Source organism: Mesorhizobium sp. M1403 (genome assembly GCF_040317695.1).
GTDB lineage: Bacteria > Pseudomonadota > Alphaproteobacteria > Rhizobiales > Rhizobiaceae > Mesorhizobium.
Window position 1 is genome coordinate 17398 of the sequence record NZ_JAMYKY010000043.1, and the last position, 10768, is coordinate 28165.

Below are 10768 nucleotides of genomic sequence, written 5' to 3' on the forward strand. Positions count from 1 at the left end.
CAACTACTTGATGCCGGTTATCTCTTCGACCGCAGCCTGGGATCTCTTCAGCGCCTCCTCCGACGTTTCGGTGCCAGCTACGGCTTTGGAAAGCTCGATCCCGAACGCGTTCTCGATCTCGGGCCATTTCGGATGACGCGGACGCGGCGTCGAGGCTTCGATCGCTTGCATGAGCACTGGATAATGCCGGAATTTTTCCTGGCCGGTCAGGCTGGGATCAGCGAAGATCGACTTGCGCACCGGCGGGTTGCCGCGCTGGGCCGAGATTTTCATCTGTTCCGGTGAGGTCGCCCACAGCATGAAGTCGAAGCCCTCCTGCTTGTTCTTCGCAGCGGCCATGATGCCCATCGTCCAGTGGCCGATTTCCGAGCTGCCCGGTTTGGTGCCCGCCGGGATCGGCGAGTAAGAGATCTTGCCGACCATCTTCGACTGGCTGGGATCTTCGAAGGTCGCGACCCAGTTCGGCCAGTTGATCGACGAGGCTGCGGTGCCCGCTGCCAGGGCCTGCCCGACCTCGTTGGCGTTGTAACTCTCGACGCCCTTCGGCGAGACGTCGCGCAGGGCCATGAAGGTCTTCATCGCGGCCGCACCTTCGGGCGTGTCGATCGTCACTTTTGTCCGGTCAGCGTTGAACATGTCCGCGCCATAGGACCAGAAGATCGGCATGAAGTCGGCAACGACGGGGTTGCCCTGGCCGCCCCGGAAAACATAGCCGAAATAGCGGCCGCCGCCTTTTTCGGAGAGCGCCTTGGCTGCCTTCAGCACGTCGTCCCACGTCTTCGGTGCCTCAACGCCTGCTTCCTTGAACTTGGTGGCGTCATAGAAGAACATCTGCGCGTTTCCCACATAGGGCAGGCACACGTAGGGCCCCTTGTTGTAAGGATTGCGGCAGACTGCCAGGGATTTCGACAGGAAGTCGCTGTCCGGTCCTTCGAGCCCGGCCTTCTTGAAATAGGGCGTCAGATCTTCAAGATGCCCGTTTTCCGCGAAGAACGGAATCCACGGATCGTCCATCAGAACGATATCGAAGGCGCCCGATTTTGTCTGGCCGGCATTGGCCGCCTGTTCGAAGACGTTGCTGTAGGGAGCCTGGACGATCTCGACTTTGGTGCCCTTCAGCTTCGCATAGTCGGCGGCAGCGGCTCTCAGGCCGTCGCCCTCGCTTCCCGAGGGAACGAGCACTGTTATGTCGGCCCACGCGTGCGTCGCCATCAGCGACGACAGCGCCAAGACCACGGAGAAAAGAAATCTTCTGACCATCTTATTCCTCCCGTTTCCGCTCCGGCCTGTCGGGCGGCCGGTGCCAGAACCGCTCGCACGCGTTTTGACCGCTTACGAAGCGCGCGAGCGCTCCGTCGCAGACGGCAACGTTTGAAAGGGGTGCGAACGGCGCAGGGGGCCACTTGGACCGCCAAAGCATCAATACTGCGGGGCAACTCGTGGGTCATCACAACCCACATCTCCCGTAGGTGCACCGAGGTGCGCTAACTGCCATTTTAACATCTTGGCTGCTTCAGTTGAAGTGGATGCGGGCTCCACGGTGTGACAAATGCGCCCCGGTCGGGTCAGTACGAGATTGTCGGTCCCCGCGGTGGCGGCAGTGGCCAGGAGTGCACCGTTGTTCGCAACGAACCGCTTCCTGTCCGCGCCGAAGACGTATCGTTCGCACTGATGGCCGTGCTTGAGCGCTCCTCCCGCTGGGGCGCGTTGTGTTCGTGTCACTCTTCGGTGTCATCTCTTCCAGTACACCGAGCGCCGCCATCTATTGTACGCGCGTATCGTCCAGGGCGCCCACCATGTATTGCACAAGCTCCTGAGTATGCGTCTCCGCCGTCCGCTTCTCCGTCACTTTGTGCCCCCTGCGCATCACCATGAGGCGGTCTGAGACCGCGAAAACATCGGGCAGTGTGTGCGTGATCAGGATGACGGGGACCCCCTGGTCCCGCAGCTTCCTGATGAGCTCCAGGACTTTGTGCTGCTCGGGAACGCCCAGATTGTTGGTCGGCTCGTCCATGATCATCAACCGGGCGTCCCAATAGACGGCGCGAGCGATTGCGACGGCCTGACGTTGTCCGCCGGATAGGCTCTCGATCGGCTGCGTGAGGCTCGGGAATTGGATCGCGAGCGACTCCAGCGCCGCCCGGGACTCCCGAAGCATCATCTGCTCGTCGAGCGTCCGGATGAGGCCGGCGAGGTAGCGCTTCTTCGCTTCGCGCCCAAGGAAGATATTGGCGCTGACATCGAGATTGTTGGCGAGCGCCAAGTCCTGATAGATCGTCTCGATGCCCTGCCGGCGCGCATCCATCGGGCGGGCAAAACGGCTGAGCCGGCCCTCGAAGTAGATCTCGCCTTCGTCGGGCTGATAAACGCCTGACACGCACTTGATAAGGGTCGACTTGCCGGCGCCGTTGTCGCCGAGCAGACCAACGACCTCGCCAGGGTAGACATCCCAGCTTACGTCGTTGACGGCCACAAGGCCGCCGAAGCGCTTAGTCAGCTTCCTGATCGAAAGGACAGGCTCCGTCACGTCGGCGGCCCTCGTGTCGCCCGGCCGATAATCAGGTCTCGCGACTGGTCGATCAGCACGGCGACGATCACGACAACGCCAACGACGATGAATTGCCAGAACGCCTCGACGTTCAGCATGACAAGACCGGTAGTTAGCACTGCGATGATCAAAGCGCCGATGACGGTGCCCATCACGCTTCCGGCGCCGCCGAATAGGCTGACGCCGCCAATGATGACGGCGGCGATCGAGGAGAGAAGCAACGCATCGCCGATCACCGCCGAGCCGGCAGTGAAGCGGAGTGTCGACAGGAAACCGGCGATACCGGCCGTTGCGGAGGAGAGGATGTAGAGCGAGATGATATGGCGGTCGACCGGGATGCCGGTGCGGATGGCTGCCTCGACATTGCCGCCGATGGCGTAGGTGTGCCGGCCGAACTGCGTCTTTCGCAAAACGAAGATCGCGATCGCGACAATGATGGCGGTGAGCACCACGGGATAAGGAAGGATGCGGTCCATGCGACGGAGCAGCTCGCCGCTTACCTCCGGCGCTGCGAGGAAATGGAGGCCGCCGGCCTCGCCGCGTATGAAATAGACGAGAGCGTCATTGCCATAGGCGCGAATTCCTGGAGGCAGGCCGATCACCGTCGTGTTCTCGGACATCAACAACGCGACGCCACGCACGATGAACGAGCTCCCCAGCGTCACGATGAAGGCCGGTACTTTCAGCTTGGCGATGATGACGCCATTGACGAAACCGACGACACCGGCGCCAGCCACCGCAGCGAGGAATCCGACGACGACCGAGGGAAAAAGCGGCAGTCCGGCATTGAAGACAGCGCGGATCGCCAGCGCCGACAGCACCGAGGCGAGACTCATGACCCAGCCGACGGAGAGGTCGATGCCGGCGGCGATGATGACGAAGGTCTGGCCGAGGCCGAGCAACAGTATCGGTGTGATGGCGACGAGGATGTTCTGCGAGTTGCGCACGGTGAGGAAATTGACGGCGCCAAAGCTGACGATCGGTACTGTCACGACGAAGAAGACGATCATCAGGGCGAGGAAAGCCCAGGCCCAGGACCGGCTCAGCGCCAGCACGAATCGCTTCGGCGGCGTTAGGGTTTGCGCTGCGGGGGCCATCTCCGCCACCGCCTTCATTTCCACGCGGGCCACGAAACCTTGTCCTCATGAGCGGACGCGAGCTAATCCCGGGAGCGCCGCTCCCGGCAGGCCAGTCGCCCGCTATTTGGCCGGAACCTGATAGATGAAGCGGGCAATCGCCGGGTCTTTGACGTTATCCTTGTCGATGATGGCGAACCCGGTCTCGACACGACGCGGCAGGCTCGTGACGCCGGCAGCATCGGCCGCGGCGAACTGCACAGCCATGTAACCCATGTCGAACGGTTTCTGTGCCAACACCAGCGAGACGACGCCGTTGTTCATCAGCTCGATTGCCAATTGCGTCGCGTCATAGGCGACAACTTGAACGTGGCCGCCCAATCCGGCGTTGACGACGGCCGTTCCGGCGCCTTGAGCGCTGAACACGTTGGTGCCGAACACCCCGGCGAGGTCGGGTTCGCGTTCGAGGACCGCCGCGGTCTGTTGCGTCGCCTTGTTCTGGTCATCGAGATTGTAGTCCGGCCCGAGGACCTTGATGTCCGGAAATTCCTTCTCCATCACCTCCTTGAAGCCCTGCTCGCGACCCTCGACCGAGCTGACGTTCGGGTTCGTGGAGTTGATGTAGACAATACCCTTTCCGCCGATTGCCTTGGCGAGGCCCCGGGCTGAAATGCGTCCGCCTTCGACGTTGTCAGAGCCGATATAGCTGATCGGGAAGGTCACCGGGCCGTTCACGTAGTCGCCGTCGCCGAGGAACGTATCAACGGTGATGACCTTGATACCGGCGTCGACCGCCGCCTTGAGTGGACCGATCATCTGGTCCTTATCGGTCGGCGCGGTCACGATGTAGTCGAGGTCGCCGCGCGCTACCATGGCGTCCAAAATCGGCGTCTGGGCCTCGACGCCCCACGTCTGCGGGATCTGCGTCACGACCTCGACGCCGAGGTCCTTCGCCGCAGCCTCAACGCCAGTCTGCATCACCTGATAGAAAGGATCGACGACGCCAGGCAGAAAGCCGATCTTGATCTTGTCTTGTGCGGCAGCAGCCTGCGGAGCTGCCGCGAGAGCCAGCGCTGTGATCAGCGCAAGGCAAAGCTGTCTCTTGGACATTTTTCACCTCTCGAGTTGACTTTTGATGCTCAGCCGACGTCACAGATCGTCGCTGAGGCTTTGGCAATTTTAGCAGGTGCTGAATCGCTTGCAAACGACGACTGTCCGTTGACGGCGAAAGGCTGGGCCGCATCTACATGACGTTGGCTGCCCTGTTCATCGCGCAGGCGACCAACATCCACTTTCAATTGGTGGCCAGATCCTCCTGCTGCTTTTATGGCGCGCCAGCCTGACTTCAATCAGCCTAGCAGCCTCAACGGGCGGCGCACCGTCAACGACGCACAATGGCAGAATCGCGATCTGCTGCGATCGGCTCATCAATCGCCGGAATTCCGCAAGGAGTGGGGTCATTTTCGATCAGTTGACGGACGAGATCGACCCCAATCTGTACGAGGCAGCCCAGATAGTGGTCGGTAGGCGTGCCGCCCACATGACCTGAACCGCCGGGTCGAGACCGCCGACACAAGCTGACAAAGTCTAAGCCATGGCTGCTATGAACCATCGCGTCGTCATCGTGTTCGGTGGAACCGGGTTTCTCGGCCGCCGCGTTGTTCGGCATCTCCGCGATGGCGAGTTTTTTGTTCGGATTGCATCAAGACATCCGGAACGGGCCAAGAAGTTGTTTGGTTCTGATGATCCGCAATTTCAATCGGTCAAAGCCGATATCCACGATGAGCGGGCGATCGCCGATGCACTTGCCGGTGCTTTCGGTGTTGTAAATGCGGTCAGTCTCTATGTCGAACGGGGACAGGAGACCTTTCACTCCGTGCATGTCGAGTCGGCCCGGCAGGTTGCAGCTCAAGCACACCGAGCTGGCGTCGAACGGCTCGCTCACGTTTCAGGAATCGGCTCCGATGCTGCCTCGCCGTCGCCCTACATCCGCAAGCGTGGCGAAGGCGAACTGGTGGTGCGTGCCGCGTTTGCTGACGCCACTATCATCTGCCCGGCGGTGATGTTCGGACCGGATGACGCGCTTCTCACCATTATCCTCAAACTTCTCCGCCGGCTTCCAATCTATCCGATGTTCGGTCGCGGCCTGACGAGATTGCAGCCGGCCTATGTGGGCGATGTGGCAGAGGCGACCGCAAGAGCGCTGCAGGGAACGGAAACGCATGCGATCACGTATGAGTGCGGCGGTCCTCGCATCTACTCTTACGAGGAATTTCTCAAAGCCGTTGCACACCAAGCCGGCCTTAGACCCATACTGGTCCCAGTGCCATTTGCCGCTTGGCACGCGTTCGCATGGGCCGCGGAAATGCTTGCGAGTCCGCCCGTCACTCGTAATCAGGTGGAACTGATGCAGGTTGACAATGTGTCATCGCCGCAGATGCCCGGATTTGAAGAACTTGGCATTTCGCCGCACTCGGTCGAGGAAATGCTCCAGGAGATATTGTGGGATCACTGATTAAAGAGCCTCTTCGGCTAGATGTTTGATCCCAGGCTTTGATGGTTCATCATTGTCGTCCGAATCAAAGGATGCACTATGGGCCAGGTTCTGCATGGGAGCGCCACAACGACAGAGACGAGGGCGGACCGAGTGCGCTCCGATATTTGCCGCTGCTCCTTCTCCGCCAGAGCTGCGTACGGGTGCAGTATAAGTCCGTCCTGCACACGCGGCATTTCAAGGATGCAGCCGACAGTTGCGGTTGGTTCCGCAATCGTCGGAGCCGAAGCCCGACGGGTATCGACTATCCGCCGGGCGAGCCACCCTTTCAGTGGTGATGGGCGGAAACGCTCTTGATGTATTCGGACACCAGTTCCATCGGCGCCGACTGACCGAGGTCGCCCACGCCGAGGATGCCGACCATCCGCATATTCTCGTTGATCACCGGTAACCTGCGGATTTTTAGTTTCCTCCATGTGCTGCATGGCCTTGGCCAGATCTTCGTCTTCGCGGCAGCGGTGAATGCCGGCGGTCATGACATCGCGCGCCGTCGCGGTACGGCTGTCTAAACCATCCTCCGCCAGTGCTTTGCAGACGATGTCGCGGTTGGTCACCATTCCGATCAACCGGTCGTCTCTCCGATAGGAATCGAGCCAATATCCTGGGCTCGCATCATCTTCGCTAGTTCGGCGACAGGGGTTTCGGGGCTGACCCAGTCGACACCCTTGTGCATTGCGTCTTTGACTTTCATAGCGGACTCCCTTGCTGGTTGCCCCGCCGTTGTGTTGACGTTTGCTGACAAGGCCGCTGATTCCGGCGTTCTCCTGGGATTATCTGGTGCGATCATCATTCGTCATTCGTTATTTTCCTCCAGGCGCGGTCGAGTGAGCGTTCGGCGCACGACGGCCGAGCCAAACGAGTTGTTGTTGGCCCTAAACCATCACTACGACGAGTGGCTTGGTGAGGTTGGCCTGCCGTCGTCTTGTGCCGAACAAGCTGCATCGCTGATCTCTGGCGCTGCCCCCTCTCCTGCGGATCACCCGTCGATGTCGCCGCAACGCTTCCCCCAACGAAAAACCCCGCAGGAGCGGGGCTTCTAGTATTTTTCGGCGCGGGCTTGCGCTCCACTGAAAACAGTGACGGAGCAGTTAGGCGACAGGGCCAGCGTCTGCCGCTACGGCGAGTCAGGATGTCGTTGCATCATCGCCGTTCCGAGCCGCGTCGAACGCGACCGGTCGATTGATGACGTTGCTGACGACAGAACCAGCGAGTGTGCGCGTCACGGAAGCCGGAAAGCAGCGTCGTTCAATTACGGAATTCGGATGGAATTATATCGACTCCGACTATCCTTGCACACCCTGCAAAGCTGCGCCGATGGCGCTTGCAAGGACGACAGGAAAACACCACCTATAAACTGATAGCGAACAAGCTGGAAACGTCGGTTCAAGTCCGACGGCCCCGGCCAAATCGGGGTTTCGTCTAGGGTAGGACACCACACTTGGTAAACGCCGCTCCCTTCCGGTCGAGCGGCGTTTTCGTATTTTCTGTAGAAAGGCAACAAACGGCCCGCATTGTGGAAAGGCTAGCCTTGTAGCGCTGGCTGGTGAGCGTTGCGAACTGGCTTGGCAATACCGTCTGAGCGGCAAACGATGCGAGATTCCTCTGCTTGATAAGCGCTGGCTAACAGGTTGTTTGCAATCTTTGGGGGGATACAGAAGTCTGCGAGTCGGAGCCTGTCAGTGATCATGATGCACGGTGCCGAACCTCGGCAATTCTGAAGTGTCCGCATCAAGCATTTGTTGTCAGCAAACCGTGCGCGCGGTCTGAAATAAAGGAACTCGAACGCTGCACCAGTGCCGCCCGCAGCACTTGAAACCATGCCCGGGTCTTCCATGTAATACGCAATAGCGCACAACTTTCCGAATGAGGAAGCGCCGGCAGATGAGTCTGCTCCCCACCAGCAATTCAATAGAGCATCGCCGTGCCGACCATCGTTGGCTGGCAGCGTTAACAACAGAGCGTTTTCCTCTTCGTTGTCAGACGAAGGGAGATACACAATGGCAAAGGTCGTTTGCGTCCTCTATGACGATCCGGTCGACGGCTATCCGACAAAATATGCGCGGGACGGCTTGCCGAAGCTCGACCGCTATCCCGGCGGCCAGACACTTCCCACGCCGAAGACCATCAACTTTGAACCAGGGGTCTTGCTCGGTAGCGTGTCGGGCGAACTCGGCCTGAGGAAATTTCTCGAAGGCGCGGGCCATAGCCTGGTAGTAACCTCGGACAAAGACGGTCCCCACAGCATTTTTGAACGCGAACTCGTTGACGCCGAAATCGTGATCTCGCAGCCGTTCTGGCCGGCATATCTGACCGAAGAACGAATAGCCAAGGCAAGCAGACTGAAGCTTGCGATCACCGCCGGCATCGGATCCGATCATGTCGATCTTCAAGCCGCCATGGACCGTGGCATCACGGTCGCCGAGGTGACCTACTGCAATTCGATCAGCGTGTCCGAGCATGTGGTCATGATGATCCTGGGGCTCGTGCGCAACTACATCCCGTCCTACCAGTGGGTCGTGAAAGGCGGCTGGAATATCGCCGACTGCGTCGCACGCTCCTACGATATCGAGGGAATGCAGATCGGAACCGTCGGCGCCGGCCGGATTGGCAGCGCAGTATTGCGCCGGCTGAAGCCGTTCGACGTCAAGTTGCACTACACCGATCGCCACCGACTGCCTGAGGCGGTCGAGAAAGAACTCGGCGTCACCTTCCACAAGGACCCCGCATCCATGGTCGGCGTCTGCGACGTGGTGACGATCAATGCGCCTCTGCATCCGGAGACGGAAAACCTCTTTGACGAGACGATAATCGCCAGGATGAAACGCGGGGCCTATCTGGTGAACACGGCGCGCGGCAAGATCTGCAATCGTGACGCCATCGCCCGCGCGCTGGAGAGTGGCCAACTCGCTGGCTATGCCGGCGACGTCTGGTTCCCGCAGCCGGCTCCCAAGGATCATCCGTGGCGATCGATGCCACATCACGGCATGACGCCGCACATTTCAGGATCGTCGCTCTCCGCCCAGGCGCGCTACGCCGCGGGTACCCGCGAAATTCTCGAATGCTGGTTCGAAGGCCGGCCGATCCGTGAGGAATATCTGATCGTCGATGGCGGCAAGCTCGCCGGCGCTGGCGCGCATTCCTACAGCGCGGGAGACGCCACCCGCGGGTCGGAAGAGGCGGCACGCTTCAAGGCCAGGAGTGATCCGCGCTAGATCGATTTCCGCTGAGCTCGACTCGGACGGGAAGAAGACAAGGGCGACGCAGGGACCGCAACGCCATGCTCTCGCCGCAACTGCTGGAACTGGTGCGTCTGTGGTGGCGCGAAGGCAAGCGGCGCGGGGTGATGCTCCCGCACGGCTGGCTGTTCCCAGGGCGCGGTTGCACGGCGCCGATCTCGTCGCGTCGACTGCATCGCGCGGTCCAGGAAGCAGCTGAAGTCGCCGGCATCCGCAAGCGCGTCAGCCCGCACACGCTGCGTCACAGCTTCGCCACCCACCTGCTCGAGCAGGATGTCGACATCCGCGTCATCCAGGTCCTGCTCGGGCACAGCAAGCTCGATACCACCGCGCTCTACACCAAGGTCTCGACCCGGACGATCCACGCGATCGCAGGGCCGCTCGACCGGCTGATGGCGCTGATGGAAGGCAAGACGCCTCCCGGCTGAACCGGTGCGCGCAGACCTGGAGGTCGCCGATATCTTCCGTGCTGCCGGCCCCGGATACCGGGTCGCCCACGCCGGGCTGAGCCTGCAGCAGCTCAAGGTCATGTCGGCGATCGAACACTGCCGCACCGCTGCATTGGGTGGTCATGTCGAAGCCTGTGCGGACTGCGGCCAATGGCGGATCGCTTACAACAGCTGCCGCAACCGGCACTGTCCCAGGTGCCAGGGCGCGGCCGCCCGTACATGGCTCGCCGAGCGCGAAGCCGACCTGCTGCCAGTCGGCTACTTCCACGTCGTGTTCACGCTGCCCGCCGAGGTCGCCGTCATCGCCTTCCACAACAAGGCGCTGGTCTATGACCTGCTGTTCAAGGCGGCATCGGAGACGATGCTGACGATCGCGGCGGATCCCAAGCACCTCGGCGCGCGCATCGGCATCACTGCCGTGCTCCACACATGGGGCTCGGCAATGACACACCATCCTCATGTCCACATGATCGTGCCGGGCGGCGGCATCGCGCCGGACGGGTCACGCTGGATATCGTCGCGGCCGGCCTTCCTTCTCCCAGTCAAAGTACTGGGCAAGCTGTTCCGCCGTCTGTTCCTGACCCGGCTCGTCGCGCTGCACGACGCCGGTCGGCTCGCCTTCTTCGGATCGGCGGCACACCTGGCCGACCGTCGCGCCTTCCTGCGTCATCTGAAGCCTGTTCGCAGCAAGCGCTGGGTGGTCTATGCCAAGCCGCCCTTCACCGGGCCCCAAGCGGTGCTCGCCTACCTGTCGCGCTACACTCACCGGGTCGCCATCTCGAACCGCCGCCTGATCGCCTTCGACGAGAAGGGGGTCACCTTCCGCTACAAGATCCCATGAGGTGTGAATAGCGGCCGGGGCTGTAAAAGGGCGCGGTTGCTTGAACTCTCTGGAGACCGACCAT

Annotated in this window: 7 protein-coding genes and 3 pseudogenes; 4 read left to right on the forward strand and 6 right to left on the reverse strand. The window is 61.0% G+C overall.

Translation table 11 applies throughout. The features are described 5' to 3' along the window. Window positions 1-3: 3 nt before the first annotated feature. The 5 genes from NKH01_RS32790 to NKH01_RS32810 all read right to left on the reverse strand — a co-directional run bounded on the left by NKH01_RS32790 (window position 4) and on the right by NKH01_RS32810 (window position 4922). Entirely contained in the window at window positions 4-1260 is a 1257-nt protein-coding gene (locus NKH01_RS32790) for an ABC transporter substrate-binding protein (protein WP_352496621.1), read from the reverse strand. Window positions 1261-1762: 502 nt separating this feature from the next. Beyond that, the gene (locus tag NKH01_RS32795; RefSeq protein ID WP_353024432.1) at window positions 1763-2473 is read right to left on the reverse strand and encodes an ATP-binding cassette domain-containing protein; all 711 of its coding nucleotides are present in this window, start codon (window positions 2471-2473) and stop codon (window positions 1763-1765) included. 50 nt (window positions 2474-2523) lie between these two features. Then, the gene (locus tag NKH01_RS32800; RefSeq protein ID WP_245525468.1) at window positions 2524-3678 is read right to left on the reverse strand and encodes an ABC transporter permease; all 1155 of its coding nucleotides are present in this window, start codon (window positions 3676-3678) and stop codon (window positions 2524-2526) included. Window positions 3679-3747: 69 nt separating this feature from the next. After that, a complete protein-coding gene (locus NKH01_RS32805; protein ID WP_353024434.1) occupies window positions 3748-4734 on the reverse strand; it encodes an ABC transporter substrate-binding protein in 987 nt (328 codons plus the stop codon). A gap of 29 nt (window positions 4735-4763) precedes the next feature. Continuing rightward, window positions 4764-4922 carry a hypothetical protein gene (locus NKH01_RS32810; RefSeq protein ID WP_352788242.1) on the reverse strand — a complete coding sequence of 53 codons (159 nt, stop codon included), beginning with the start codon at window positions 4920-4922 and terminating at the stop codon, window positions 4764-4766. 296 nt (window positions 4923-5218) lie between these two features. Here NKH01_RS32810 and NKH01_RS32815 point away from each other — a divergent pair, with 296 nt between their 5' ends. Then, window positions 5219-6139 carry a complex I NDUFA9 subunit family protein gene (locus NKH01_RS32815; RefSeq protein WP_353024436.1) on the forward strand — a complete coding sequence of 307 codons (921 nt, stop codon included), beginning with the start codon at window positions 5219-5221 and terminating at the stop codon, window positions 6137-6139. 307 nt (window positions 6140-6446) lie between these two features. Here the strand turns inward: NKH01_RS32815 and NKH01_RS32820 are convergent. Beyond that, window positions 6447-6869, reverse strand: a pseudogene (locus tag NKH01_RS32820) (CBS domain-containing protein). Between the two features lie 1306 nt (window positions 6870-8175). Here NKH01_RS32820 and NKH01_RS32825 point away from each other — a divergent pair. From NKH01_RS32825 to NKH01_RS32835, 3 genes and pseudogenes are all read left to right on the forward strand, one after another. Beyond that, a complete protein-coding gene (locus NKH01_RS32825) occupies window positions 8176-9390 on the forward strand; it encodes an NAD-dependent formate dehydrogenase (protein ID WP_353024438.1) in 1215 nt (404 codons plus the stop codon). 38 nt (window positions 9391-9428) lie between these two features. Continuing rightward, a pseudogene (locus NKH01_RS32830) lies at window positions 9429-9842 on the forward strand (tyrosine-type recombinase/integrase); the annotation flags it as partial. A gap of 4 nt (window positions 9843-9846) precedes the next feature. Further along, a pseudogene (locus tag NKH01_RS32835) lies at window positions 9847-10695 on the forward strand (IS91 family transposase); the annotation flags it as partial. Between the last annotated feature and the right edge of the window lie 73 nt (window positions 10696-10768).